21 protein-coding genes are annotated in these 25,619 nt (G+C 63.6%); 3 read left to right on the top strand and 18 right to left on the bottom strand.

Going from position 1 to position 25,619, the window contains the following annotated elements; all coding sequences use genetic code 11:
* Positions 1 to 18: 18 nt before the first annotated feature.
* Positions 19 to 726: a winged helix-turn-helix domain-containing protein gene (locus HKK54_RS27770; RefSeq protein WP_010171153.1), complete on the top strand. Its 708-nt coding sequence runs from the start codon at positions 19 to 21 to the stop codon at positions 724 to 726.
* On the top strand, positions 727 to 2,004 hold the full coding sequence (locus tag HKK54_RS27765) for an ATP-binding protein (RefSeq protein ID WP_010171151.1): 1,278 nt from the start codon (positions 727 to 729) through the stop codon (positions 2,002 to 2,004).
* Between the two features lie 132 nt (positions 2,005 to 2,136).
* Here the strand turns inward: HKK54_RS27765 and HKK54_RS27760 are convergent, their stop codons facing one another.
* The 3 genes from HKK54_RS27760 to HKK54_RS27750 all read right to left on the bottom strand — a co-directional run bounded on the left by HKK54_RS27760 (position 2,137) and on the right by HKK54_RS27750 (position 7,143).
* The gene (locus tag HKK54_RS27760) at positions 2,137 to 2,940 is read right to left on the bottom strand and encodes a MipA/OmpV family protein (protein WP_010171149.1); all 804 of its coding nucleotides are present in this window, start codon (positions 2,938 to 2,940) and stop codon (positions 2,137 to 2,139) included.
* A gap of 6 nt (positions 2,941 to 2,946) precedes the next feature.
* On the bottom strand, positions 2,947 to 4,770 hold the full coding sequence (locus HKK54_RS27755) for a serine hydrolase domain-containing protein (RefSeq protein ID WP_169388543.1): 1,824 nt from the start codon (positions 4,768 to 4,770) through the stop codon (positions 2,947 to 2,949).
* A 120-nt stretch (positions 4,771 to 4,890) separates the two neighbouring features.
* Positions 4,891 to 7,143, bottom strand: a complete 2,253-nt coding sequence (locus tag HKK54_RS27750; RefSeq protein ID WP_169388542.1) for a tetratricopeptide repeat protein — start codon at positions 7,141 to 7,143, stop codon at positions 4,891 to 4,893.
* Positions 7,144 to 7,338: 195 nt separating this feature from the next.
* On the opposite strand from HKK54_RS27750, the gene HKK54_RS27745 reads away from it, so the two are divergent.
* Positions 7,339 to 8,010 carry a DUF3313 domain-containing protein gene (locus tag HKK54_RS27745; protein ID WP_169388541.1) on the top strand — a complete coding sequence of 224 codons (672 nt, stop codon included), beginning with the start codon at positions 7,339 to 7,341 and terminating at the stop codon, positions 8,008 to 8,010.
* Between the two features lie 72 nt (positions 8,011 to 8,082).
* Here the strand turns inward: HKK54_RS27745 and HKK54_RS27740 are convergent, their stop codons facing one another.
* From HKK54_RS27740 to HKK54_RS27670, 15 genes are all read right to left on the bottom strand, one after another.
* Entirely contained in the window at positions 8,083 to 10,575 is a 2,493-nt protein-coding gene (locus HKK54_RS27740; RefSeq protein ID WP_169388540.1) for a fused MFS/spermidine synthase, read from the bottom strand.
* Positions 10,576 to 10,833: 258 nt separating this feature from the next.
* Complete coding sequence (locus tag HKK54_RS27735) at positions 10,834 to 12,420, bottom strand: arylsulfatase (RefSeq protein ID WP_010171139.1); 1,587 nt, start codon at positions 12,418 to 12,420, stop codon at positions 10,834 to 10,836.
* Positions 12,421 to 12,496: 76 nt separating this feature from the next.
* Positions 12,497 to 13,498: an HAD family hydrolase gene (locus HKK54_RS27730; protein WP_010171136.1), complete on the bottom strand. Its 1,002-nt coding sequence runs from the start codon at positions 13,496 to 13,498 to the stop codon at positions 12,497 to 12,499.
* Positions 13,495 to 14,544: a BatD family protein gene (locus HKK54_RS27725; RefSeq protein ID WP_169388539.1), complete on the bottom strand. Its 1,050-nt coding sequence runs from the start codon at positions 14,542 to 14,544 to the stop codon at positions 13,495 to 13,497. The genes HKK54_RS27730 and HKK54_RS27725 overlap by 4 nt, the downstream gene beginning before the upstream one ends.
* A complete protein-coding gene (locus HKK54_RS27720) occupies positions 14,541 to 16,040 on the bottom strand; it encodes a vWA domain-containing protein (protein WP_169388538.1) in 1,500 nt (499 codons plus the stop codon). The genes HKK54_RS27725 and HKK54_RS27720 overlap by 4 nt, the downstream gene beginning before the upstream one ends.
* Positions 16,021 to 17,028, bottom strand: coding sequence for a vWA domain-containing protein (locus HKK54_RS27715; protein WP_169388537.1), 1,008 nt, complete (start codon positions 17,026 to 17,028; stop codon positions 16,021 to 16,023). Before HKK54_RS27715 ends, HKK54_RS27720 begins: the two co-directional genes overlap by 20 nt.
* Positions 17,015 to 17,482 carry a DUF4381 domain-containing protein gene (locus tag HKK54_RS27710; protein ID WP_169388536.1) on the bottom strand — a complete coding sequence of 156 codons (468 nt, stop codon included), beginning with the start codon at positions 17,480 to 17,482 and terminating at the stop codon, positions 17,015 to 17,017. The genes HKK54_RS27715 and HKK54_RS27710 overlap by 14 nt, the downstream gene beginning before the upstream one ends.
* Entirely contained in the window at positions 17,479 to 18,414 is a 936-nt protein-coding gene (locus tag HKK54_RS27705; RefSeq protein ID WP_169388535.1) for a DUF58 domain-containing protein, read from the bottom strand. Before HKK54_RS27705 ends, HKK54_RS27710 begins: the two co-directional genes overlap by 4 nt.
* Positions 18,411 to 19,385: an AAA family ATPase gene (locus tag HKK54_RS27700; protein WP_010171123.1), complete on the bottom strand. Its 975-nt coding sequence runs from the start codon at positions 19,383 to 19,385 to the stop codon at positions 18,411 to 18,413. Before HKK54_RS27700 ends, HKK54_RS27705 begins: the two co-directional genes overlap by 4 nt.
* A gap of 24 nt (positions 19,386 to 19,409) precedes the next feature.
* Positions 19,410 to 19,991, bottom strand: coding sequence for a hypothetical protein (locus tag HKK54_RS27695; protein WP_010171121.1), 582 nt, complete (start codon positions 19,989 to 19,991; stop codon positions 19,410 to 19,412).
* On the bottom strand, positions 19,988 to 20,740 hold the full coding sequence (locus HKK54_RS27690; RefSeq protein ID WP_169388534.1) for a DUF2092 domain-containing protein: 753 nt from the start codon (positions 20,738 to 20,740) through the stop codon (positions 19,988 to 19,990). The genes HKK54_RS27695 and HKK54_RS27690 overlap by 4 nt, the downstream gene beginning before the upstream one ends.
* Positions 20,741 to 20,752: 12 nt before the next feature.
* Positions 20,753 to 21,790, bottom strand: coding sequence for a hypothetical protein (locus HKK54_RS27685; protein WP_169388533.1), 1,038 nt, complete (start codon positions 21,788 to 21,790; stop codon positions 20,753 to 20,755).
* Entirely contained in the window at positions 21,787 to 22,692 is a 906-nt protein-coding gene (locus HKK54_RS27680; protein WP_169388532.1) for a transporter, read from the bottom strand. Before HKK54_RS27680 ends, HKK54_RS27685 begins: the two co-directional genes overlap by 4 nt.
* Before the next feature lie 59 nt (positions 22,693 to 22,751).
* Positions 22,752 to 24,152, bottom strand: coding sequence for a DUF1254 domain-containing protein (locus HKK54_RS27675; protein ID WP_169388531.1), 1,401 nt, complete (start codon positions 24,150 to 24,152; stop codon positions 22,752 to 22,754).
* A gap of 12 nt (positions 24,153 to 24,164) precedes the next feature.
* Complete coding sequence (locus tag HKK54_RS27670; protein ID WP_169388530.1) at positions 24,165 to 25,610, bottom strand: DUF1254 domain-containing protein; 1,446 nt, start codon at positions 25,608 to 25,610, stop codon at positions 24,165 to 24,167.
* Between the last annotated feature and the right edge of the window lie 9 nt (positions 25,611 to 25,619).

The following is a 25,619-nucleotide window of genomic DNA, read 5'->3' as shown; positions in this document are numbered from 1 at the left end:
CGCGTGCACTGGAAATTTATGGATAACTTGGGTCTCGGCAAGGTCTTGCTCGTGGAGGACGATCAGAAGCTGGCAGGGCTGATTGCCCATTTCCTGTCCCAGCATGGCTTCGAGGTGTTGGCGGTGCACCGGGGCGACCTGGCCCTGGCGGCTTTCCTGGAATTCAAGCCCAAGATCGTCGTGCTCGACCTGATGCTGCCGGGCCAGAGCGGCCTGCATGTGTGCCGCGAAATTCGTAACGTGTCCGACACGCCTATCGTGATCCTTACCGCCAAGGAAGACGACCTGGACCATATCCTCGGCCTGGAGTCCGGCGCCGACGACTACGTGATCAAACCGATCAAACCGCCGGTGCTGCTGGCCCGCCTGCGTGCCCTGCAACGCCGCCAGACCCCGGAACCCACCGTGCGCGGCTCCCTTGAGTTCGGCCGGCTGGCCATCGACCGCAGTTGCCGTGTAGTCAGCCTGGGCGGCGAGAAGATCGACCTCACCACCATGGAATTCGAATTGCTGTGGTTGCTGGCAAGCTCTGCCGGGAAAATCCTCTCCCGCGATGACATTCTCAACCGCATGCGCGGGATCGCCTTCGACGGGCTCAACCGCAGCGTCGATGTGTACATCAGCAAGCTGCGCGGCAAGCTCAACGACAACCCCCGGGAGCCGGTGTGCATCAAGACCATCTGGGGCAAGGGCTACCTGTTCAATCCGTTTGCGTGGGAGGTCTAGATGTTACGGCTGTTTCTGCGTCTGTATATCATCCTGGCCATCGGCCTGGCCGGGGCAATCTGGCTGGTGAACTACACCTTCGACGAGTTGCTGCCGGAGGCCAACGAAACCTACAACCGCGAGGCCCTGCGCGGCCCGGCGTATGGGCTGGTGGAGCAATTGCGCCCGGTGAAAGGGGACGCCCGGGCCGCACGCCTGGCCGAACTGCAACCGCACTATGGGCTGCGCCTGGCGCTGGTACAGCGTGACCAACTGGCGATGACCGAGCGTGAGAAACAGTTGCTGGCCGCCGGGCAGTTGTTGGTGCGGGGGGACTTCATGGAGTTCCTGGTGGATATCGATGGCGGCCCGCAAATGCTCGAAATCAAACTGCCGGAAGAACCCAAGTGGCTGTACATGTGGGCGTACGGTTTCCTCGGACTGTGCCTGGCGATTGTTTTGTATTTCTGGGTTCGGCCCCATTGGCGCGACCTGGAGCACATCCGCCTGGCGGCGCAACGTTTCGGCGACAACGACCTCGGCTCACGCATCCTGCTGCCGCGCCGCTCCACGGTGCGCGAGCTGGCGGGGCACTTCAACCAAATGGCCGAGCGCATCGAAAGCCTGATCGCCAATCAGCGCGAGTTGACCAACGCGGTCTCCCACGAGCTGCGCACGCCGATCGCGCGGTTGTCGTTTGAACTGGACCAGCTCAAGCAACAGGCCGACCCACGGCAAAGCCGCGCGCTGATCGAGGACATGTACGCCGACCTCGGCGAGCTGGAAGAAATGGTCTCGGAGCTGTTGACCTACGCCAGCCTGGAGCGTGGCGCCACGCAGATCACCCGGGAAAGCATCGAGGCCCACAGCTGGCTCGACAGCGTGATTGGCAGCGTCGCCCTGGAGGCCGAGGCGGAAGGGGTGCAGTTGCTGCTGCGCACCTGCGAAGTCGACTACATCCGCATCGAGCCGCGCTTTATGGCGCGGGCGGTGATCAACCTGTTGCGCAATGCGATTCGCTACGCCGACCGGCGCGTGGAAGTGTCACTGGTGAAGTTTGGTGCCGGCTATGAAGTCCGGGTGAATGACGACGGCCCGGGCGTGCCGGTGGAAGGGCGGGCGAAGATTTTCGAACCGTTCCTGCGCCTGGATGCCAGCCGCGACCGCCGCACCGGCGGCTTCGGCCTGGGCCTGGCACTGGTGCAGCGCGTGTGCCAGTGGCATGGCGGGCAGGTTGAAGTGCTGGACTCGGAGTGGGGCGGGGCGTCGTTCCGCATGACGTGGGCGTATGTGGAGTAACGAGTGAGGAACGATGGAGATCAGATGTGGGAGCTGGCTTGCCTGCGATAGCATCACCTCAGTCTCACTGAAAGACCGAGGTGCCTGCATCGCAGGCAAGCCAGCTCCCACATTATTGATTGGGTTACCCAATTAGAAGGTGTACTCGACCATCCCCATCACCGACGTCTGCAAGCGTCTCTCCACAATCGGGCTTTGGCCGGCCTTGTCGGCCAGGTACTGCACGTCCAGCAAGGTCGAGAACTTGGTGTGCTCGCTGATCGGCAAGCTCCACACCACATTCATGCCGTTGCTGATATTGCCACCGCTGGCCTTGTAGGCCTTGAAGCGACTCTGCGCGGCCTGGCCGGTGGTGACGCCGTACCAGGTCTGCATGTAGTTGCTGTCGCCAAAATGGCTGCTGAGGCTGGCGTCCAGCGAACCGTAGTCGCCGTCATACAGGTTGGTGCCCAGGCTCAGCTCCAGATGGGTGAAGGCCTTGCCGGAATCCTTGTGATCGTCCTCCTTCAGCGCATGTTCCAGGGTCGCGCCGATAATCACCCCGCCCAGGTTATAGCTGCCACTGACACCCACCTGAGCGCGGGTCTTGATCTCGCCCATGCCCTTGAGTTTCTTCGAGCCCGGCCGGCCGCTTTTGCTCTCGTCCTTGCGTGAGCTGCTGGCGCCGACGTAGGCGCTGAAGCTCGCGCCGCCGCCGTCATACCCCCAGCCCAGGCCCTTGTCGGTGTCGAGGAAAATCCCCCACGGGCTGACGATGGCCGCCCCCAGCACCGGCGCGGTCACCCGCTCGTCGCTGCCGCTGTAGCGGGGCAGGTTGGCCACGCCGGCCTTGAGGGTGTATTCCCAATCTTCGGCCCGCAGGGTGTCGGCGCTGGCCAGCAGGCACAGTGACGTCAGGGACAGGCACAGGGGTTTTGAACGCAGGAGGGTCTTCATGTGAGGTCAGAGGCTCAAGGGGTTGTGGGGAGAATCGGTACGTTTGAAGTGGTAGCCGGAGGCGCTCAGGCCGTTGACCTGGCGGCTCACGGTGTCGCCCAGGCCATAGCCGTTGCCGGCCAGCACCGCGTGGGCGTTGTCCACGGGCAGCAGGATGTAGTCGGTGAGTGGCTCGTCATGCAGTTGGCCGCGGATCACCAGGAAGCCGTTTTCCAGGCGCACGCTGATGCCGCTCAAGGGCGCGTCGGGCTCATGGGTGTTGAGCACCTGATAGGTGCCGATGGTGTCGGCCCAGGCGTTGCTCAGTGGCGTCGGTTCGATACGTTCGCCCACCGGCACCCGCTGGCCGTGGCTGCGGGCGGTGAGCATCTGGCGGCCTTGCACCGTCACCACATCCAGCTGTACGCGGCCCAACTCGCCGAGGTCCTTGAGCCAGAAACCCAGGAACTTCTGCTGTGCCCGCAGCCAGCCCTGGCCGTCGCGCAGCAGTTCGAAACGGGTGTCGGCCAACTCGCCATACAACTTGCCGTTTTCATCCTTGATGCGGAACACGCCCCAGGCCGTGGCATAGAAACCGGCCAGGCGCGTGCGGTCGATGGCTGCGGGCACCTGGCGAATTTTCAGCCCGTGGGTGGGTTCCTGGCAGGTGTCGGCACACACCGGGTTGCCGGTCTGGGCCTGAAGCATCAGGCGCAGGGTGTCGGTGGTCAGGGACACCACCAGCTCTTCGGCGTTGCTGTCGTTGGCCATCACGATCACGGCCAGTTGCTGGTCCGGCAGCATTGTCAGTTGCGCGGCGAAATCGTCGCCGCCACCGCTGTGCTGATAGGTGCGGATGCCTGGGGCCACCGGCTCGTCACCGCAGGGCGCGAGAAACCATCCCAGGCCCATCTGGCAGTCGAAATCCAGGGCGTTGCCGGTGTTTTGTCGGGTGAACATTTCATCAATCGACGGGCTGCCCAGCACCTGTTTGTCTTTGTAGAGGCCCCGGGCAAAAAGCATCCGCACGTAGTGGCTGAGGTCTTTGGGGCTGGTCCACAACCCACCGGCGGCGAGGTCGCGTACCTGGGCGTCGGCGCTGGCAATCCCGTCTTCATAACCCCGGGCGCGGAAACCCGGTTGCGCGCCGGTACCGACGAAGCTCGACTGGTTCATCTCCAGCGGCTTGAGCAGGCTGTTTTGCAACCGGGTTTCGAAGTCTTGCCCGCTGCTGCGCTCGATAGCGGCACCGGCCAGGGCGTAGCCGAGGTTGGAGTAGGCCACCTGGGTGCCCGGTGGCGTGCTCAGCCACACCCCGGAAATGCGCATCGGCATCTGGCCCATGGCGAAGGTGTTGCGCACGTCCCGCAGGTGTTCACTGGGCAGCCCGGACTGGTGGCTGAGCAGGCGGCGCAGGGTGATGTCGCGGTCGGCGGCGGCCTGGTCGGAGTGAAAGCGCGAGCGTACGTAGAATTCCCGCAGGGTGTCCTGGATCGGGGCGTTGAGGTCCAGCCGCTGTTGCTCCACCAGTTGCAGGGCAGCGGTGGCGGTGAGCAGTTTGGAGAGGGCACCGCCGCGGAAGGCGGTGTTGGGGGTGACCGGTTTGCCCAGGGTTTTGTCGGCAACGCCAAACCCTTGGGCCCAGATCAGTTCCTGGCCGTTGACCAGCGCGATGGACAGGCCGGCGGTGCCTTGCCTGGCCATTTCAACGGGGATGCGTTTTTGCAGGTAGCGGATGATTGCGCTGTAGTCGCCTTTGGGGATGGGCGGCGGGGCCGGTGGCTGGCCATGGCAGCCGATGCTGCCCAGCAGGCAACCCAGCAGCGGGATACTGCGCAAAGTGCGAAACATGATGAGCACCCGAGGGGTGGTTTGGATGCTCGAATGCTAGGGGCGGCCCGTCCATGCGTCTTTGTGAGCTTTGTCGGGAAAGTGTCAAAGACTGTTAATAGGGGGCCGCCCCGGGCTGAGTTACTTCAATGCCGGGTCTCCAGGGTTAAGCTTCTTCCACGACTGCATCACCACCTGCGCCTTGGGCTCTTTTCCGTTCTCCAGGTAATACTGGATCAGCGACAGCCGCGCATTGCGGTTATACGGCTGCAACGCGAGCAGTTTTTCCAGCTGCTCACAGGCCTGGTCCGCCTGCCCGCTGTCATGCAGCGCCACCGCCAGCACGTAGGTGTATTGCGGGTTCGCCGGCTCAAGGCGCGCAGCCTCGCGCAGATGCGGCATGGCGTTGGCCGTGTCCCCGGCGCGAATCAGCATCAGCCCCTGAGTGTGCTGCAACAGTGGCGCCTGCGGGTGCTGCTTGAGGTTGTCCGCGATCAGCGTGCGCGCCTCCTGGGCGCGACCATTGGCCTCCAGCCACTGCGCCAGGGTCACCAGCGCCGGGAAGAAATCCGGGTCGCGCAGCAGCGCGGTACGCAACTGCGCTTCCACTTTGTCGCCCCGACCGCTGGCCTGATACAGCATCGCCAGGTTGAGGTTGGCTTCGGCCCGCTCCAGCAAGCTCAACTGCACGTTTTCGTATTCCACGATCGCCTTGTCCCAGGCCGGCCCAAGGCCTTGCCCGGCGGCGCTCAACAGGTCCCGGGCGGCGATGATCCGAACCGCCAGCACCGGGTCCCGAAGCAAAGGCCCATACAAAGCGACCCGCTCAGGCGGCGGCAGAAACGCGCTGATCGCCCGCACCGCGCTCTCGCGCACTTGCGGCGCCGGGTTGCCGAGGTCCCGGGTCGCCAGTTTCAGCGCCTGTTCACTCGGGTAGTTGGGCAGTTCGGCGAGTAATGTCGCGCGCTGGATCGCCGGCAGGTTGTTGCGGGCCAGTTGGTCATACAAGGCCTGCGCCGCCCCCGGCTGACCGCCACGGATCAACACCATGCTCTCGGCGTAACGCGGCGCATGCTCGGGCTCGCTGGCACTCCAGAGCTTGAACTGCTCGCTGACCTTGTCCCCGGGCCGCGGAATGCTGAAGCTATGGTCATGCCGGAAGTCATTGCCCATGTAGAACTTGCCGGGCATATGACAATCGACACAGAACGAACCCGGTTCGCCGGCCGCGTGGCGGGTGTGTTCCGGGGAGTCGTAATTCTTGGCCTGCAACCCGCGACCGTCCACCGTGGCCACGGCAGTTTTGCCTGCGGTGTTGTGGCATCGCAGGCACACGCCATTGCCTGGCGCCTTCAGCTCGGCGTTGTGGGGGTTGTGGCAGTCGCTGCAGCGCACACCCTTGTCCGCCATTTTGCTTTGGGCAAAGGAGCCGTGTTCGAACACTTCATCCTTGATCTTGCCGTCCAGCGCATACAGCTCGCGGGTCAGGACGCTGGGCAGGTAGTCGTCCATCAGGCGCTTGCCGACGGTATAGCCGTCCCCCAGCGGAGCGCGGCGCGCGTGGCAGCGGGCGCAGGTTTCGATCTCGACGGTGGCGTCCTTGTCTTTCAGGTCCACGGCAAAGCCTGCGTGCAGCAGGTCACCTTTTTTCGCCGCCCATGCCACATGGTTCGACGCCGGGCCATGGCACGCCTGGCAGCCGACGCCCAGGCTGTTCCACTGGCTGTCGAAGCTGTTTTTGGCGGCATCGAAATTGCGTTTGTAGCCGGTGGTGTGGCATTCCACGCACATGAAGTTGGCGTTCTGGCTGGGTTTGCTCCAGTGCAGCGGGTTCTTGAAGTTCACGCCCTGGCCGGGGTAGAGGTGGAACCAGCGGTTTTTCTGCGTATCCCAGGCCACGCCCAGGGCTTGCAGGCGCCCGTCACCAACCTCGATCAGGTACTGCTGCAACGGTGCGATGCCGAAGGTATAGGCCACCTTGAAGTCCGCAGCCTTGCCGTCGGCACCGGGCGTGTTGACCCAGAATTCATCGCCCCGGCGCGAGAACCGGGTGGTCTCGCCTTCGCTGCTGAACGACACATCGTTGAAGTCGGCTGGCACCGTCTCGGGCGTGGCCGCCTGCATTGCCAACTGGTGGTGCGAGCCTTGCCAGTCCTTGACCTGAGCCTGGTGGCAGCCCTGGCATTGCTGCTCATCGACCATTGCCGCCGCCGGCACAACGGCCACCGGCTTGGCCACGGGCGCAGGGGGCGACACCGGCAGCGTGGGCGTACTGGCCTGGAGGAAAAACCAGATCCCGGCCATGGCCGACAGCAACAGGGCGATCACGACGGGGTACAGGTAACGGCTGGATGAATCACGGTGAGGTACGGCTTTATGGTCAGGCTTGGGCATTACGACTTCCGATGTCCGATGCATTGACGCTCTAACGGCGCGCTTAAGCTTCGTGCAGCTTTGACGTTGAGCGCATGCCTGTCAAATCCGTGCTGTGAAATAGCTCCCAACCTGCCACGCGGGGCGGGCGATTTTTCCAGAGTTGGCTATACCTACAGCTCAGTGTTCCTTCGATGACAGCCAGGGAGTTCGACGATGAAGCTAGGACTAATGATCGGCACGGTGTGCATTGCCTCGATCGGGGCGGTGGGGTGTTCCAGCAAGGTGACGCAGCCGGATGAATACTCCGGGTTTCTCTCCGACTACAGCCACCTGAAGGAGGCCAAGTCACCGTCAGGCGCTGAGGTAATGCGTTGGGTAGATCCCGACCTGAACCTGAGCCGGTATACCGCGGTGTACATCGAGCCCACCCAGTACTACCCCAAGCCGCAAGCCACCACCAAGATTCCGGACAGCACCTTGCAGGGCATCAACACCTACTACAACCAGGCGCTCAAGCGTGAGCTGGAAAAGTCCCTGCCACTGGCCAACGGGCCTGGCCCGGGTGTGATTGTGGTGCGGGCGGCGATCACGGCCGTCAGCAGCAAGACCGAAAGCCTCAAGCCGTATGAGTACATTCCCGTGGCCCTGGTGGCCGCAGCGGTGAGCACCGGCACCGGCATTCGTGACCAGGAAACCACCCTGGGCACCGAAGCCCAGTTCCTCGATGGCGACAGCGGCAAAGTAGTCGCCCAGGTCGTGCGCAAAGGCACCGGCAAGCCGTTGTCGAACGACTCCCAGGTGATGAAGGCCGATGACGTGAAGAGCGTCATCGACGGCTGGGCTTCGGACCTGCATCAGTCGTACCTGAAGCTTAAAAAGGGTTAAGCCTCACAGGTGAACCCGACGTTGCAGCGCAGTGGCAGGCAGTCGTCACTCCGCTGCGGCGGCAGGGTGAAACTATTGGCCTATAAACCAGCGGTAGTACGGGTTGGCGCTGTCTTGTTGTAACACCGCCTGGATATCCCGGCCCCAGGCGGCACGGTCGCCGTCGTAGGCATGCAGGCTGGCGCGATAGAACTGCATCAGGCGCTGTTGCTCGCTGGCCAGCGTGCGTGCGAACGCCGGGTCTGCATTCAACAGTGGCGCCGGTACACGCAAGTCCAGCAACGCCGGCAGCACCCGGGCGATTTCCTTGCTGCGTACCCAGGGGGCGTATTCGATGCGCGGCTGGTCGTCGGTGACCGGTAACGCACTCCCGGCAAAACGCTCCAGGCCCTGGCGGTCGGTGACCCAGGTGGCGAGCAGGGTGGCGGCCGAATCGATGCCCACATCGCCCAAGGCGCTGCTGACGGTGGGTTGCTCAAAGCGCTGGCGAATCCGTGTGGCATCCAGCGTGATGGGCGCCATGGAGCCCACCAGCAGCATTTCGTGGAACTCACTGGTCCACAGCGTCGCGTACGGGAACACGTCGAGGAAACTGCGCACCAGCGACTGCGAGTCCTCGATGTTTTGCGTCGGCAATGGCAGCCACTGGGCCAGCAGGCCGTTTTTTTCCAGGCGCCGGGCGGCCAGTTGGTAGAAATCGCGGGAATACAGGTTGACCACGCCGGCTGCCGACGGCGGCGGTGGTTCGAGGGTGATCAGGTCGTAGGCCTGCGGGTTGCGCAGCAGTTCCTGGCGACCATCCCGCAGGCGCACGTCCACGCCCGGGTCAGCGGCGGCGTTGAAATTGCCCTTGAACAGCGGCGCCGCCTGGATCACCGATGGCAGCAACTCGGCCACCACCCGGTGTTCCAGCCCGGGATAGCGCAACAAGGCCCCGGCGGTAATTCCGGTGCCGAAGCCGATCACCAGTGCCGAACGCGGTTCGCCGGTGTGAATCAGCAGTGGCAGCAGCGCCTGGATCCGCATATAGCGCAGGGACGGCATGGCGTCGCCGGTGTTGGACACACCCTGGATGTACAGGCGCTGAAAGCTCCGCGCGCCCTGGCCCTGGGTGACCACGGCGACGGTGGCGCCACGACCTTCCTGGTAAAACGCCAGGCTAGCATTGCGCGCCCCGGGCAGCAGCTTGGCCAGGCGGTCCACCGGGGTCAGCAGCGCCACGGCCAGTGACAACAAGCCGAGTGCGACCACCGCCTGGCGCCGGCCTTTCTTCACCCCGTGACCACGGCGTACGGCCATGTAACCGACGGTACCGGCAATCACCGCCAGCAAACCGAGGGTACGCACCAGCCCCAGCCAGGGAATCAGCACAAAACCACAAAGCATCACCCCGACAATCCCGCCCAGCGTATTGAACGCCACCACGGCACCCACATCCCGCCCAACGTGTTGGCTGCCCACACTCAAGCGCAGGGCCAGGGGAAACGCCGCGCCGAGCAACAGCGTCGGTACAAACACGATGCACAGCGCCGCCACTGCAAAGCGCGCGCTCATGCCGGGCAGTTCGGCGCCGCCCAGGCTCAGCACCAGGGCTTCGGCCTGGGTTTGCAGGAGCACCAGCCAGCGGCCCAGCAGGGCGATTTCCAGCAGCGCCACCAGCCCGGCACCGGCGATCAGCAGGCCGAACACGCCCCAGGGATCACGAATGCGTTCCACCCGGCGCGCCATCAGTTGGCTGCCGATGAACAGCCCGGCCAGGTAGGTGGCGAGCACCACCGCAAACGCATAGGTGCGGGTACTCATGAATTGCACGATGGATTGCGACCACACCACCTCATAACCCAGGGCCACGCCGCCGGCGATCGCGTAGAGGACCAGAGCCAGGCGCGCTGGCTGGGTGTCATGGGTGTGGGTTAACGGCGCGGGCGTGTGCTGTCGCACATACAGCAGCGCGCCGACGGCGGCCAGCAGGTTGAGCATCGCGGCCACCAGGGCACTGCCGCGCACGCCAAACGTGGCGATCAGCACGAAGGCGGTGAGCAGGGTGCCGGCAATCGCTCCCGCCGTGTTGGCCGCGTACAGGCGGCCGCCGGCCTGGCCCAGGGCCTTGGGGTCGATGTCCAGCGAGCGCACCAGCACCGGCAAGGTGCCGCCCATCAGCAGCGCCGGAATGCCCACCAGTACAAACGGCAGCACCCAGGCCAGCAGGCCGATGTGTTGCTCCAGCCAGGCAAACGGGCTGGCCGCCATGCTCAGGGCGACAGTGGCGCCCACGCCGAGCACGGCGACAAGAATTTCGAGGATTGCATACAGCAGCAGCGGTCGCGACAGGCGATCCGCCCAGCGTCCGAACAGCAAGCCACCCAGCGCCAGCCCGGCAAAAAATCCGCTGATGCCGGTGGTGATGGCGTACACCTCCACCCCCACGACCAGCGACAGTTGCTTGATCCACAACACCTGGTACACCAGCGCGGCCATGCCGGAGATGAACAGCAGCAGGGCGGGGATCAGGGTGGTGGACGTGTGAGCCAGTGCAGCGGGTTTGCCGGCGGTGCGTGACGACATTGCAAATAGCCTTATAGGGAACACGGATCAAAATGTGGCGAAAGAGATTGTTGTGGTGAGGGGGCTTGTTGTGGCGAGGGGGCTTGTCCCCCGTTGGGCTGCGAAGCGGCCCCAAAGCATGCAACGAAGTGCTGCCTGAAGCACCGCGGTCAGCTTATTGGGGCTGCTGCGCAGCCCAACGGGGGACAAGCCCCCTCGCCACAGGAAAAGCCCCCTCGCCACAGGTTACGCGCCGCTCGCGAGAACGGCGCTCAACGGCTATTGCGCCGGGTTAGCCTTCATTTTTTCATCAATCTTCTTGTCCACGGCGGCGCGGATCTGGTCGATGCTGAAGCTGGCCGGTTTCTGGCTCGGCGGGTACTCGATAAAGGTCTCGAGGAACTTCGCCGATTTGGTCACCGCCACTGCACCCAGGTAGACGTTTTTGGTGCTCCAGTCGTAGTACTGGTCAGACACCACGTCCGCCCGCTCATACGGGTCCATCCTCAGGTTGAAGATCTTCGGCACCCGCAGTTGCACGAACGGTTCGCTCCACACCCGGAAACCGCCCGGCTGGCGCTGTTCGGCGAACACCACTTTCCAGTTGTCGAAACGCACTGCCACCAGCGCGCCGTCGTCGTTGAAGTAGAAGAACTCGTGACGTGCGCCTTTGGGCTGTTGGCCGGTCAGGTAGGGCAGTTGGTTGTAACCGTCCAGGTGCACCTTGAAGTTGCTGCCGCCAGCGGTCGGGGCCCAGCCCTTGAGCAGCTTGTCTTTCACGTCCGCGTCACCCGCGGCGGCCAGCAGGGTAGGGAACCAGTCCATGCCCGAGACCATTTCGTTGGAGACTTCGCCGGGCTTGATCTTGCCTGGCCAACGAATGATCGCCGGCACCCGGTAGGCGCCTTCCCAGTTGGAGTCTTTCTCGTTGCGGAACGGCGTGGTGGCCGCGTCCGGCCACGAGAACTGGTTCGGCCCGTTGTCGGTGGTGTAGACCACGATGGTGTTGTCGGCGATTTTCAGGTCGTCGAGGGTTTGCAGGAGTTTGCCCACATCACCGTCGTGCTCCAGCATGCCGTCTGCGTATTCGTTGCCGGGCATGCCGCTCTGGCCCTTCATCGAGTCACGCACATGGGTGAACACGTGCATGCGCGTGGTGTTCATCCACACGAAGAACGGTTTGTTGGCTTCGGCCTGTTTCTTGATGAACGCCTGGGCGGCGGCCGTGGTTTCGTCGTCGATGGTCTCCATGCGCTTGGCGGTCAGGGCGCCGGTGTCTTCGATCTTGCCGTCGGCGAAGCTGTGGATCACGCCACGCGGGGTGTTGGCCTTGACGAACTCGGCGTCATCCTTGGGCCAGTACGGACGCTCCGGCTCTTCTTCGGCGTTGAGGTGGTACAGGTTGCCGAAGAACTCGTCGAAACCGTGGTTGGTGGGCAGGTATTCATCCTTGTCCCCCAGGTGGTTCTTGCCGAATTGCCCGGTGGAATAGCCCAGGCCTTTAAGCGCCTGGGCGATGGTGATGTCGCGTTTTTGCAGGCCTACCGGTGCACCCGGGATCCCCACCTTGGACAAGCCTGTGCGCAACGGCGTCTGGCCTGTGATAAAGGATGAGCGCCCGGCGGTGCAGCTGTTCTCCGCGTAGTAATCGGTGAACATCATGCCTTCTTTGGCGATACGGTCGATGTTCGGGGTCTTGTAGCCCACCACACCCATTGAGTACGCGCTGATATTGGTTTGCCCGATGTCATCACCGAATATCACCAGGATATTGGGTTTTTCGGCGGCCCCGGCTAACGCCGAGATCCCCATTACCGAGGCCGCCACCAGGGCGAGCTTCGGTAGCCACTTGCATCTGCGAGTCATATGACTTGCTCCTTTCTCGGCTTGAGTCGCATTGCCTGCGACCAACGTTTATTACAGTCCATCGCGACGTCTTTTCTTATTGCACCTGCTTTTGCACAGCCGGCTCGAAGGGGTAGATACGGTTCCATTCGGTCGCCATGTCCACCACGTTCCAGCCTTTTGTCTTTGCTTCATCCAGCGCCTTGTCCAGGCGGCCGATCGATGAGTTGCGGTCATAGGCCCACTCGCGCTTGGCGTCGGTGTGGTGCACCAGGCCCATGAAGCGCTTGCCCGGGCCTGCGGCCGTCCACTGGAGCATTTGCAGGTCGCCGTCGGAGTTGCCGAAAGCCAGGACCGGCCGGCGGCCTATGATCGAATCGATGCTTTCCGGTTTGCCCGGGCCATCGTCGTTGTGGGCAAGCTTGGCGGTACGCAGTACCTGCGGGGCGCCGTCCTTGATCTGGAAGGCGGTGACAAAGTTGGAGCCGATCACCTGTTCCGGTGGCACGCCGTAGACCACTTCGGCAAAGGCGCGCATGAAGGCGGTATCGCCGCCGGAAACGATGTAGGTCTTGAATTGCTGGCTGCGCAGGTAGTCGAGCATTTCCAGCATCGGCTGGTAGATCATCTCGGTGTAGGGCTTGCCGGTTTTCGGGTGGCGGGCCTGGGCGAGCCAGGTTTTGGCGTTGTCGATAAAGGCGTCGGTGGTGAGGCCGGTATGGGTCGCGCCGATGATTTTCAGCAGGCCTTCCATGCCGCTTTGGGCCAAGGCCTGGTGATCGTTTTCGAGCACGGCCTTGAACGGTTGGGTGGTTTTCCACTCCGGGTGCTGGGGGGCCATGCGCTTGATTTCGTCGAAGGCAAACAGCACCTCGAAGTACGCCGGTTGTTCGGTCCACAGCGTGCCGTCGTTATCGAATACGGCGATGCGCTCGGCCGGTTTTACGTAGTCCCGGGAGCCTTCGGCAGTGACGGCCTGGACGAATTCGATGATGTGTTTTTTGCTCGGGCCGTCGTTCCACGAGGGCAGCGGGTCGGTGGCCAGGGCAGGCAGGCTGATAAGCAGGAGAAGGGGCAGGACAGAACGGAGGGACGTCATGGGAAATCCTTTTCGCGACGGGGGTTCAGTGGTAGCAAGCGTAGTCGACGAAACAGCCAGCGCAATGCCTCGCAGCCACGTCGCCACAGCGGCGGAATACGTGGCCAGATGCCATGTACGAGGTACGCCGCCAGCACCAGCACCACCAACGCAGAGCCCCAGGCCAACCCGTGGCGCGACAACTGCCAGCGGCTGTGTTGGCCGAGCTGCTTGAGGTCTTCGGCGATGGAAAATGCCGGAGTGTAGGCGCTCGCCGCTGTTGCCTCGAGGGTGACCTCAGGCACTCGGGTGATTTGCAGGCGATGGTTGCGGCTGTCCCACCATTTCACGCTGATGGCGGGCAGTGTGTATTTGCCGGCTTGCTCGACGCGGTACACCAGCCGGTCGATGCGCTGGCCGCCGCTGATGTTGCCGCGCCCATCATCCAGGTTGCTGATGACCGGCGACTGCGGGTAGCGGCGCAGGCCTTTTACCTGCGCTTGGTCAGGCGGCGGCAGGGACAGGCCGGGGGTGTTGTCGGCTTGCAGGGTGAGCGTGCGGGTGAGGGTGTCGCCGACCTTGAGCGGTGGGGTGCTGACCGTCTGGGTCAGGCGCAAACCCTCGGCCACCAACACGCTTTCTCCGGGATCGAACCCCGGCGGCTGGGTGGCCTGGAACGACAGCGGTGCAGTCTGCGCACTCAAGGGCGCACTGGCTTGACCGGGCTGGGCCTGCACCGTCAGCGCCGGAATGGTAAAGGTCTGGGCCACGGCCGGTGTGATGCGGTAGCGGTAGCGCATGCCGTAGAAGGTCTTGCCCTCGATCACCTGGTTCAGGTGCTCGGACTCACCGTCCGGCGCCTGCACCCGCGCACCGTTCAGGTGCAGCGGCGGCAGGCTGGCGGCGGCGGTGAACCAACTGTCGGTCAACACATCGACCTGCAGTTGCACCTGCTCGCCCACCACCACGTTGTTGCCCGGCACCAATTGCGCCTGCACCCTCAGTTGCGGCTCGACCGCCCATAACGGGCCCGCGACCAGCAGCAACAGCCAGCAGAGACGGTTCATGGCTGGGCTCCCTGGTCTTGCAGGCTGAACTTGCGCCGCAGGAAGTTCGCCGGGGAAGTGGTCAGGTTCTGCAACCACAACGCATCGTTGCTCGCCTGTTCGGTCTGGATCGTCTTGCTCTTGCCCTTGCCGGCGGCCTTGTCGAACTTGACCGCATCGGGTTTGACCTCGGGGGCGTTGTCCGAGGCGTTTTCGGTGTCCTTTTTCAGCGCCAATGCCAGGGCCAGGTTGGCGCTGGCTTCGGGGAACTGCGGTTGTTGCTGGAGGGCTTGTTGATAGGCGGCGATGGCATCGTCGAACTTGAAGCGGCGCACATGGATATTGCCCCGGTAGAACGCGGCCTGCGGGGTGTCGAGCTGGGAAAAGGTGGTCAGGGCCAGGTCGTAGTCGGCGGCGTTGTAGGCGGCAATGCCTTTCCAGTACGGGTCGACAAACAGTGCGGCAGCGGCGGGGTAGTGATGGTGCTCGAAGGCCCAGCGGCCCTGTTGGTCGCGGGTGAAGAAGGCGTCGGTCAGGGCATTGGCCTCGGCGGGTGCCGGTTGCAGGCACACCCCCAGCACCAGCACCGCCATCCAGTTCAGGCTCCAGCCCCGGCGCACACTGAACAACGCCAACAGCAGCAGCGGCCAGCACAGCCAATAGCCGGCGTCCTTCCATTGCAGGTTGCGCTGTTGTTCGTCGGCGTTCTGGAAATGCTGTTGGGCGTGCAGCTCAACCCAGTCCAGATCGTCATCGTTGAGGGTCAGGCTGCCCAGTGGTGCGTCGGTGGCGGCCGCCAGTTGCTTCAACGCGCCGGCGTCGAAATTCACCCCGACCGCCAGTACCAGCACCTGCAACGGGCTGTCTGCGAGGTGTTGCTTGAGCTGCGGCAGCTGCGCGAGGTCGGCGCCATCGGTGATCAGCAACAGGCTGCCTGGGGCCTTTTCGGCCGCCAGCAAAAGCTTGGCCTGGTCGATCACCCCGGCCACATCCCGCCCGGGTTTGCTGATCAGGTCGGTGGCCAGGGCCTGGATAAAGCTGTCCAGCAGCGCCGGGTCGTCAGTTGGCGGCAATACCAGGTGTGCGCTGCCGGCGTACACCATCAACGCAGTGCGCGCACCCTGACGGCGCTGTACCAGGTCTTGCAGCTTGTGCTTGGCGGCCTGTAGCCGGGTAGGCGGCACGTCGGCGGTGTCCATGGACGGCGACAGGTCGAGGGCGATGATCAGCGGCGCGCGGTTTTCCAGGAAATCGGGGCGGTCCTGTTCCCAGGTAGGGCCCGCACTGGCCAGTGCGCCGAGGACCAGCAAGGCGCTGACCAGGTGCACCGGCCGCAGGCGATGAGGGTCCGTCGGCGTGAGCAGCAAATGCGGCAACAGATGAGGCGCGATATTGCCCCGCAGCCGACGTTGCAGGTCCTTGCTGCGACGCCACAGCAGCGGCAGCAACAAGCCGAACAACCCCAGCAGCAGCCAGGCCGGGCGCAGGAAGTGGAAGTCACTGAGGTTGAGTTCCATCGCGGGCCTCCCGATGGCGCTGACTCAGGTGCGGCCACAAGGCGGCGATCAAGTGATACAGCGCCAGTACGCCAATGGCCGCCGCCAGGGGCATCCAGAACAGGTCACGCTTGGGCTGGTGGCTCAGGGTGTTCACTTGGTGCGGGGTGATCTGGTCGAGGGTGGCGTAGACTTGGTCCAGGGTGTTGCGGTTTTCCGCGCGGAAATACCGCCCGCCGGTGGCGTCGGCAATCTGTTGCAGGGCGCTGAGGTTGACCTTGGCTTCACCCGAGGCGTCAGGGTCGCCAATGCCGATGGTATGAATCACCACGCCCTTGGCGGCCGCCATCGACGCTGCATGGTCCGGCGGGATCGCGCTGCTGGTGTCGTTGCCATCGGTAAGCAGGATCAGCACTTTCTCTTGCTCATGGGCCTGGTCCAGCAGTTTCAGGCTCAGGCCGATCGCATCGCCAATCGCGGTGTTGGGCCCGGCCATGCCGATGCCGCTGTCGTCCAGCAGCAGCGACAGGCTGGCATGGTCGAGGGTCAACGGTGCCTGGGGATAGGCGCCGCTGCCAAACAGGATCAGGCCGATGCGGTCATCCTTGCGGCGCTGGATAAAACCGTGCACCACTTGTTTGACGGCAGCCAGGCGGTTGATCTTCTGGCCGTTGGCGTCGGTGAAATCCTGGGTTTCCATGGACTGGGAAATGTCGATGGCCAGCATCAAGTCACGGACCGGCTGTTGGCGTTCGATGGGTTTTTCGATCCACACCGGACGGGCGATGGCCAGCACCAGCAACGCCCAGACCAGCAGGTTGAGCAGCAGTTGCCGGCGGTTGGTGCGAATGCCGCTGGCTGCCGGCGTCTGGCCGACAGCCCGGCTGAGGCTGGCAAAGAACGGCACGCGTACGGCGCTGCGGGCTTCGCGGTATTCCGGCAGGTAACGGTAGGCCAGCCACGGCAGCGGCAGCAGCAGCAACAGCCAGGGGTAATCAAGCTGCCACATGATGATGCTCCACCCAGGCTTTGCACTGGGCCAACAGCTGTTCCCGCTGGGCGCCGGAAACATCCGCCAAGCCATACGCAAGGCTTGCCAGTTGGCGGCTGAAGTCCTCCGGCAGCGGGGTACCGGCGTGGCGCAGCAGGAATGCCTGCCAGTCGGCGCCGCTCAAGGTCGGCACGCGCTGGTGCTCCTGCGGCGCAAGGGGCATCGACAGGGCTACACGCTTGAGCAGTTCGGGCAATTCGCGCAGGTCGTCGAGCGCGTTGAGGCGCGCCAAGGCTTCGCGGCGATAGGCATTGCGCCGCCAGCGCAGCCAGGCGCGGATGCCCAGCGCCAGCAAGGCAATTGCCAGCAACCCCAGCAGCGCCCACCAGCCCCAGGTCTGCGGCCAATAGCTGGTCGGGGCAGGCAAGCCCATCTCCTTGAGCTGTTCGATGCTCGGCACATGGCTGTTCATCGCCGCGCTCCCGCGCGCCGGCCCAGTTCATCGCGCAGTTGGTCAACGGCGGGCAGCGCGGTGCTGATCATCAACAACGGCACCTGGCTGCGGCGCAGCAGGCTGGCGACGTCTTTGAGGCGGCCACCGAGAAAGTCGCCCAACGGCTGGCGCACCTGGCGTTTCTGTACCGCCAGTTCGACCTGCAACTGGCCCTGGGTAACCATCAGGTGCCCGCTGTCCGGCACGTTGAGCGCCAGCGGGTCGTAGACCTGCAGGGCGATCACGTCGTTGTGGGCCGACAGCTGCCGCATCAATTGCAGGGTGCGCTCACCGGCCCCGGCGAAGTCACTGACGAGGCAGATCAAATGGTCATGCCCGGCCAGCGCCAGGCACTGTTGCAGCACCTTGTCGAGTTGGCCGTCGGCTTCGTGGTCCGGGTTGGAGGCGCTCAGGGTGGCGTTCTGTTCGACGATTCGGCTGCACAGCGTTTCCACACGTTTGCGGCTGCGCAACGGCGCCACGCTGTCGATGCGTTCATCGTTGAATACCAGGCCGCCGACCCGGTCGCCGGCGTTGAACACCATCCACGCCGCCAATGCGCCCAACTCTGCGGCGACGGCGGATTTGAAGCTGCGCACCGAGCCAAAAAACATCGACATGCGCTGGTCGACCACGATCAGCGCCGGGCGGTCGCGCTCTTCGGTAAAGGTGCGGACCACCGGTTTGCCGGTGCGCAGCGAGGCACGCCAGTCCAGGTGGCGCAGGTCATCGCCGGGTTGGTAGCGGCGCAGCTCATCGAAGTTCAGGCCGCGCCCGCGCAGCCGTGAGGCATGGTTGCCGGCGAGGATGCTGCCTTGGGGCTGGCGCGCGACAAAGCTCAGGCCGCGGGTCTGGAACTGCAAGGCCATCAACTGCCCCAGGGACACATAGACCAGGCCGTCGGCGTTCATGCCGGTATCGCCACTTTGTCCAGCAAGCGGTCCAGCACCTGGTCGGCGGTGACGCCATCGGCCACCGCGTCGTAGCTCAGTTGCAGGCGGTGACGCAGCACCGGATGCGCCACCGTGCGCACGTTGTCCGGGGTGACGAAGGCCTGGCCTTGCAGCCAGGCATCGGCGCGGGCGGCGCGGTCCAGGCCGATGCCGCCACGGGGGCTGGCGCCGAGGCTGATCCAGCGCGCCAGGTCGGCGTCGTAGTCGGCGGGATGGCGGGTGGCGTTGATCAGGTCGATCAGGTAGCGGTCGATGGCGGGGGACACCTGGATCGCGCTGACTTCCTTGCGTGCGGCGAAGATCACCTCGGGCGCCAGGGTGAAGCCCTGGGTCGCGGCGGTGGCGGCGTGCTGTTCTTCTTCGCGCAGCAGGCGCAGCACCTGGCTTTCGTTGTCGGCGCTGGGGTAATCCAGCAGGACTTTCATCAGGAACCGGTCCATCTGCGCTTCCGGCAGCGGATAAGTGCCTTCCTGTTCGATGGGGTTTTGGGTGGCGACCACGATAAACAGCTCGGGCAGCGGGTGGCTGGCACCGGCCACGGTGATCTGGCGTTCTTCCATGGCTTCGAGCAACGCCGCCTGGACTTTGGCCGGGGCGCGGTTGATTTCATCGGCGAGGATCAGGTTGCCGAACAAGGGGCCGGGCTGGAAGCGGATCTGGTTCTGGCCGTCCACCTGGTGCAGCACTTCGGCGCCGGTGATGTCCGAGGGCAGCAGGTCGGGGGTGAACTGGATACGGCTCATCTTCGCATCCAGGTGCCGGGCCAGGGCCTTGACCGTGCGGGTCTTGGCCAGCCCCGGCAGGCTTTCCAGCAGCAAATGACCGTTGGCCAGCAGGCCGATGAGGATCTGCCGGATCACCTGGTCCTGGCCCAGTACGCTTTCGGCGATGCTGGCTTGCAGGGCGGTTAAATCGTTGAGCGCTGTCATCACAATCATCCTTGAAACAGTGGGTCACCAGGGCGCGGCGACCACGATGTACTGCACGGAACTGCCGACGTATTGCGGCTGGTACCACGTGGGCCCGCAGTGCTGGTAGGCCACGCCATTGGCGACCACCGAGACGCAATCCACCGGCACCGTGGTCACGCGGGTACCGATGGCGAGGAGGGTCGCCGTGGTGGCGCCGACGACGGCTGCGGTCGCCCACGGGTGGTACCAGTCATCTCCGTGGGGTGGCGGAGGCGGTGGAGGCGGTGGCGGTGGCGGCATCGGATGCGGTTGTGGCCCCGGTCCCGGATAAGGATGTGGGCCAGGTTGTGGTCCCGGGCCTGGATACGGATGCGGCCCGGGCTCGGGGTGCGGTGCTGGTTGAGGATGGGGCTGCGGGTGCGGCTCCGGGTGCGGCGGCATTGGCCGGGGCGCGGGCATCGGGTGCGGCGCAGGCATTGGCGGCCGGTAACCGCCGCCACCACCATGGGGCACCACAAACGTCCGTGCGCCGCCACCGCCACGCAGTTGCCAGGCCTGGGCGGCCAGCGGGTCGAACAGCGTCAGGAGCAAACTCGCGGTCAGCACCGCCGCCGTGCTTTTCATGGCTGTTCTCCCTGAGGCTCCAGCTGTTGCAGGGGGACCGCGCGGGCGCCGGCCGGTGGGCTGAACTCAAAGTCCCTGGAGGCGGGCGGGCTGTTGAGTTGCCACAGGTAGTTGACGCTGTGCCGAGGGTGTTCGGCGGTGTCGCGGCGGCTGATGACCAGCCGGCATGGCAACGGCTGCGGGCCCTGGCGAATCCACAGTTGCCAGTCGATGTCCGGCTGGCGGTAGGCGTAGTGGGTGCAGGTCTGGCCGTCGATGGTTTCGCTGCCGATCAGCACGGCGTTGCTGATGCCCACCTCCCTGGCGGTGCCGGGGTTCCAGCGGAACAGGTCGGCCAGGGGCAACTCGATGCCATAGCGCTCGCTCAATTGATCCAGCAGCCCGCCGATGTTCGCCGGGGCTAACTGGTTGGCGAAGTAGCCACTGCGGCTGTCGTACAGGGTGAAGCTTTTACCGTTGTAGAACAGGCTGCGCCGTTCACCGTCGCTTTCCACCGAGACTTGCAGCTTGTCCGGTTGCATCGCCACGAGGCGGGTCTGGTGGCTGAATTCGATGGTCTGGCCGTTATCCAGCACCTGGTCGGTGTGGCTGTGGGCGTCGATGCGAAACTGTTGCAGGCTGCGCAGGTAGCCGCCCATCTGCTCCAGGGCGGTCAGGGCCTTGGGTTCAAGTTCGTCGGCCCAGGCCGCGGTATGGGCACTGAATATCAGGCCGATCAACAACACGCGTGTGCACTGAAAACTGCGCATGGCGCACCTCGTTCAAAGCATGAAAGTCGGGATCACCGGGATAAACGACAGGCGGAAATTCCAGCGGCTGCTGATCAGGTCGTCGGCGTGAATCACCGAGTACTGCACCTCGCCGGAAATGCGCACCGGCAGCTTGCCGAAGTACACGATCCGCCCGGCACCCAGGCCGATGGGGAAGTTGACCTTGTTGCCGCCTTCGGCCTTCCAGTTGACGGTGACGTTGGGCGTCATGCCCACCCGCCATTGGCTGGGGCCCGGAATACTGCGCTGGATGAAGTACTGGATATTGGTCAGGCTCACGTCTTTGCGCCGGGCATCGCCGCCCACCGACCACCAATGCTGGGGGAACACCCCCAACGTCCAGTCTTCACCGAGGTAGGCGGCTACAAATGCCGGACCGAGGGAGTACTTGCCGGTGCCCAGCACGTCTTTTTCAGCGGTGGGGAACATCGCCGTCGGGCCGAAGCCCCAGACCATCTTGCCGCCATTGGCAAAGCGCACCGGCTGCTTGGGGGAGAACACACCCACATAAGCCAAGTCACCGAAGCCCGAGGTGCGGTCGAACGGGTCATTGACCACCGAGGGGAATGCCCGGTCGGTCAGCACCCCATAAGGGCTCATGCCTACCAGGTCGCCGGCCTTCTGGTTGACTGGTGCGCTCACATAGCTGACGGGCAGGCGGTTGATCAGGTTCCAGTCTTCACCGAGGGAAATCGGGAAGGTGGGCATGAAGCTGTATTTGCCCAGGTAACGGGTGCCATTGCTGTGGGGGCCCTTTAGGGCGCTGTAGTCGAACTGATTGAACAGCAGCACGAGGTTGCCCACCGGGTTGTCCATCAACTTGGCGATCTGCTCGGTGGATGGCTCGCAGCCGGCCTTGACCACTTGCTTGAGGTCGATATCAAAGTCTTGCTGCAGGCGGTGGCAGGTCTCGGCGTCGGCTTTGACAACCGGGCCGGAGGCGGTGCCAAGGTCTGGCAGGTTGGCGGCGGACACACCGACACTGCCGAGTAACCCGGCATAGAGCGCTGCGTAGCGCACGCTGTTCACCAGACGTACTGCAGGCGGAAGGTCCAGGTGTTTACATCCGGCGAACCGGTGCGCTCGGACACCGTGTCGTTATAGGCGATCAGGCCGCCAAATTGCGGTGACAGCATAAAACCCAGGCTGGCGCCCAGCAGGCCGTTTTCCTGCTTGTTGTCTTGCCAGTCGCCGTCGATCTTGCTTTCGCCGCCACGGTTGTAGGTGGCGTCCAGGGATACCCAAAGCGCACGGTTGATGGTGTAGCTGTAGTGGCCTTCAATGGCATACAGCGGCTTTTGTTCGAGCTTGCTGTTGCCGTGGTAATCCTTGTTGTCGCCGAACAGCGACACATAGGTGTTGATCTCCAGCCAGGTCGGGCCAATAGGGGTACCAAAGCCGATTTCCGGTTTGAACACCCAACGGTTGGAGCCGATGTTGATGATGCGGTCTTTGTCGTAGTCGCCGGTCGGCATCGTCAACCAGAAAGCCCCGGTAAGGAACGTCTCGGGCGTCCAGTTGGCAAATTCGGCGGCCGTCAAGGCGGGGCCACCGAAGAAGTTGTGGGCAAACACGACCTGGGTATCGCCCATGCCGCCGTTGTGCTTGGTGCCGCTGAAGAACTGCGCGTTGTCGAACGACGCCGAAATATCGGCGTAAGGCTGGATGAGCTGGATCGCGCTGTTGCGCCCGTCAATCCCAAATGAACGGGCGTAGCGGAACAGATAGAGGTCGGCATTCAACGACAGGCCGGTAATCGGCAGCGAGGTGTCGATCGGCGTGTTGGTGTCCAGCCGGTTGTAGTAGCCGAACACCATGTTCAAGTCCGTCGGGGTGTTTTGCCAATCCCTGGCATTGTCGGCAAACCCTATCCCTGGCATCAGTGCCAGCGTGGCGGCGGTAAACGCACTCAATTGACTACGTGAAACCATGGCTCTACTCCTTGTAAATGCCTGATGTCAGGGGTGCAGCGGTGCTACTGGATCAGGCGCTATTTGATCGGTGTGAGCGGTGGCAGCTTCCATTGGCCGCTACCTACCTCAGGCTTGGGCAGGTAAATGCGCAATACGGCGTAGAACGGGCCGGGTGGTGCCGGCAGCCAGTTGCTTTGTTCGGCTTTCGGTGGCTCGTGGTGCGCCACCAGCAAGGTCAGGCCGCCGTCGGCGTCAAACTTGAAGTTGGGCAACATCCGCGAGTTGAGCAGGTAGCGCTTCTTCAGGTTGGGCACCAGCAGCTTGGTCTTGGCGTCGTACATGGTCAGCGACCAGAACGCCTCGGCCGGTGGCAGTTGGTCCTTGGCAAAATGCACGGTGTAGCTGTGACGTGCACCGTTGGCCGGTTTGCCCTCGCTGTCGACGAAGTAGCTCAAGTAGGCGGCTTCATCTGTCGAGTTGCCGAAGATCCCGAGGTTGGCGCCCACGTAGCGATACAGATAATTGTTGTTGAGGTGGTCCCGCGAACCGAAAAAGTCACCGCTGGCAACCTGGTGAGTGTCGATCTTGTCTTTCTTGAACGCGGCAAATTCGGCCTTGCCGTCGGCAATCCCGTCTTCCAGCGCCTTGCGTTGCTCAACTGTCAGGGCCTTGAGGTCAAACGGCTTGCCCGCCTCGACGCCGATTTTGGCAAACCGCGCGAGCACGTCTTTCTCACTGTCCTGAGGGGCTGCGTAACCCAGCATGAAGTTCAGGTAGCGGAACAGGTGGATGCTGTCGCTCATGGTCGGGGTTGGCTTGGGCCAGGCAATCTTCGGCGGCTTGACGGGTTTGGGTTGGTTCACGTAGTTGCTGAGGGTCTGGACCTTGTAGCCGCTTTGAATCTGCTTGACCTTGCCCAGGTCCTTGTCATCGAACAACTGTGTGCGGTACAGCGCGTAGGCGATGTTGCTTTCGCTGTACACCACGCGGTCGACATTGGGGGGCTGCTGACCTTTCCAGTTGGGGCCGGCGATCATGTAGTGCCCGCCGTTGTTGCCGGTGCTGCGGGTGCCCAGGTAGCCGAAGTTCTGGGTGTAGAGGTCGATCAACTGCACCGAGTAGTAGCGGTTGTCTTCGATCTTCGGCAGGGTCAGCACCACCGGTTCGGCGCGCAGGTCCAGCCAGACGAAAGAGTAGGGCGTGTCGGAGTTCGGCGTGACGAACGCAGTGTCTTTGGGTGTGAACAGCTGCGCGGTGTTGCCGATATGGTTGAACGGTGCCTTGTAGTTTGGCCCGGTCTTGTCGACGGCCTGGGTGTAGAGGGTCTTGTACATCTCCACCACCGGGAAGCCATAGAGGTAGGCTTCCTTGGCGATGGCCCGGGCTTCACTCGGCGTCGCGGTGAAGTCGGCCCAGGCGCCGGTGCTCATGAGAATCGAGAGGCTCGCCAACAGCAGGCGCGTCGGAGTTCGAATCATGTTGTTGCGTCCTTACTGAATCAGTCTGATGTCGTCGAGTTTCCAGCTTTTATCGAAGTAGGCCTCGGTGGGGGCGTACAGTCGGAAATAGCTGAACCAGTGTTTGCCGGGCAGAGTTTGCACCCAGTTGCTCTCGAAGTCTTTTGGCGCGTGAGGGCCAAAGTAAAGATCTACCGATCCGTCCGCATTTTTCTTCAGGTCCTGGCGTGACGACAGGTCCGCTTTACGCTGCGGGTTGTCGATCAGGCAGCGGCTGGCGATGTCATACACGGTCAATGACCAGAACTGCTTGGCCGGCGGGTTGGCGGGCACGTGCAGGGTGTAAGACTGGCCACCGTCGAGCCATTGGCCCTTGTTGTCGGTATAGGCGCCCAGGTACGTCTGGCCCAGGCCCGGGGTCTTGGAGACCATGCCCTTGGTGTTGGTCACGGCCTCATAGAACCAGGCGCTGCGTTCCCAGAGCTGATCGTAGTAGGCCACGCGCTGGGACGGTTCGGTAATGTTCAGCACCGTGTCCCATTGCCGGTCTTTCCAGTACTGGGCCTGGGGGAAACGCTTGGCGAAGGCGTTGGCCTTGGCGATCAGCTCGCCCATCTGTGCACCTTGCTCCAGGGCCTGGCGCTGTCGATCGTTGGGGTTGAACGGTTTGTCCTTTTCGATACCCAGGCTGGAGAGCATTGCCATATAGAAGCGGTCACGCTCGTTGACCGGTTCTTTCTGGATAATCCCGTGCAGGCGCTCCCAATAGGCCATGCCCCGTGGCTGGGTGCCGGACCAGGGTTTGCCGCCAGGGGACAGCAAGCGGGTCTTGGCCGGGTTGGCGCGTTGGGCGTAGGGGTACATCTTGAATTGTTCGACCAATGCCTTGCCCTTGGCCGGGTCGGGGTCGAGCACGCGAAAGCCCACCAGCACGTTCATGGTTTCTGACTTGGCCAAATAATACTTGCCGGCATCGGCGGGGGGTTCCTGGCCCGGCGGCAGTACCAGGTACTTGCCGCCTTTGCCTTGGTCGGGGCCGGTCTGGCCCATGTCGATGATTGCCCGTTGCCAGAAGTCGCCGACACCGCCGGCTGTTGGCCCCGGCGGTAGCTCGATCACCAGCGGGCCGGTCTCGTTGAGGTCGACGAAGCCGAGAATGTAAGGCGTGGTGGCGTTGGCAGTGATCACCCCCAGCTTGTCTTCGTAGGTGGTCAGCACCATCAGGTCGCCGCTGCGCGCGCCGAGCTTGGTGCTGAATTCGTCCTGCCATTGGGCGTAGGACACCAGCGGCAAGGCCCAGAGAAAACTCTGGGTGGCCTGCTGGAAATCCAGCTCGCCATACAGCTTGGCAATTTCGCTGTGGGCCGGCAGCTCGCCCTCCATGGTGATCGGGCCGATGCGTGTATCCAGGGGCTGTGCCTGTACACCGGCGGCCAGGGTTAACAGGCAGAAACCGGCACTACGAATCAGAGCGTGCATGACACTTCC

It is taken from the genome of Pseudomonas sp. ADAK13, assembly GCF_012935715.1.
Classification (GTDB): Bacteria; Pseudomonadota; Gammaproteobacteria; order Pseudomonadales; family Pseudomonadaceae; genus Aquipseudomonas.
The sequence above is the reverse complement of the archived record's forward strand: the minus strand, read 5'-3'. Positions and strand labels throughout refer to the sequence as shown.

Bases quoted from the DNA above. Each gene is read 5' to 3' on its own strand.
- HKK54_RS27770 (WP_010171153.1), top strand. From the start codon at position 19: ATGGATAACTTGGGTCTCGGCAAGGTCTTGCTCGTGGAGGACGATCAG.
- HKK54_RS27765 (WP_010171151.1), top strand. From the start codon at position 727: ATGTTACGGCTGTTTCTGCGTCTGTATATCATCCTGGCCATCGGCCTG.
- HKK54_RS27760 (WP_010171149.1), bottom strand. From the start codon at position 2,940: ATGAAGACCCTCCTGCGTTCAAAACCCCTGTGCCTGTCCCTGACGTCA.
- HKK54_RS27755 (WP_169388543.1), bottom strand. From the start codon at position 4,770: ATGTTTCGCACTTTGCGCAGTATCCCGCTGCTGGGTTGCCTGCTGGGC.
- HKK54_RS27750 (WP_169388542.1), bottom strand. From the start codon at position 7,143: ATGCCCAAGCCTGACCATAAAGCCGTACCTCACCGTGATTCATCCAGC.
- HKK54_RS27745 (WP_169388541.1), top strand. From the start codon at position 7,339: ATGAAGCTAGGACTAATGATCGGCACGGTGTGCATTGCCTCGATCGGG.
- HKK54_RS27740 (WP_169388540.1), bottom strand. From the start codon at position 10,575: ATGTCGTCACGCACCGCCGGCAAACCCGCTGCACTGGCTCACACGTCC.
- HKK54_RS27735 (WP_010171139.1), bottom strand. From the start codon at position 12,420: ATGACTCGCAGATGCAAGTGGCTACCGAAGCTCGCCCTGGTGGCGGCC.
- HKK54_RS27730 (WP_010171136.1), bottom strand. From the start codon at position 13,498: ATGACGTCCCTCCGTTCTGTCCTGCCCCTTCTCCTGCTTATCAGCCTG.
- HKK54_RS27725 (WP_169388539.1), bottom strand. From the start codon at position 14,544: ATGAACCGTCTCTGCTGGCTGTTGCTGCTGGTCGCGGGCCCGTTATGG.
- HKK54_RS27720 (WP_169388538.1), bottom strand. From the start codon at position 16,040: ATGGAACTCAACCTCAGTGACTTCCACTTCCTGCGCCCGGCCTGGCTG.
- HKK54_RS27715 (WP_169388537.1), bottom strand. From the start codon at position 17,028: ATGTGGCAGCTTGATTACCCCTGGCTGTTGCTGCTGCTGCCGCTGCCG.
- HKK54_RS27710 (WP_169388536.1), bottom strand. From the start codon at position 17,482: ATGAACAGCCATGTGCCGAGCATCGAACAGCTCAAGGAGATGGGCTTG.
- HKK54_RS27705 (WP_169388535.1), bottom strand. From the start codon at position 18,414: ATGAACGCCGACGGCCTGGTCTATGTGTCCCTGGGGCAGTTGATGGCC.
- HKK54_RS27700 (WP_010171123.1), bottom strand. From the start codon at position 19,385: ATGACAGCGCTCAACGATTTAACCGCCCTGCAAGCCAGCATCGCCGAA.
- HKK54_RS27695 (WP_010171121.1), bottom strand. From the start codon at position 19,991: ATGAAAAGCACGGCGGCGGTGCTGACCGCGAGTTTGCTCCTGACGCTG.
- HKK54_RS27690 (WP_169388534.1), bottom strand. From the start codon at position 20,740: ATGCGCAGTTTTCAGTGCACACGCGTGTTGTTGATCGGCCTGATATTC.
- HKK54_RS27680 (WP_169388532.1), bottom strand. From the start codon at position 22,692: ATGGTTTCACGTAGTCAATTGAGTGCGTTTACCGCCGCCACGCTGGCA.
- HKK54_RS27675 (WP_169388531.1), bottom strand. From the start codon at position 24,152: ATGATTCGAACTCCGACGCGCCTGCTGTTGGCGAGCCTCTCGATTCTC.
- HKK54_RS27670 (WP_169388530.1), bottom strand. From the start codon at position 25,610: ATGCACGCTCTGATTCGTAGTGCCGGTTTCTGCCTGTTAACCCTGGCC.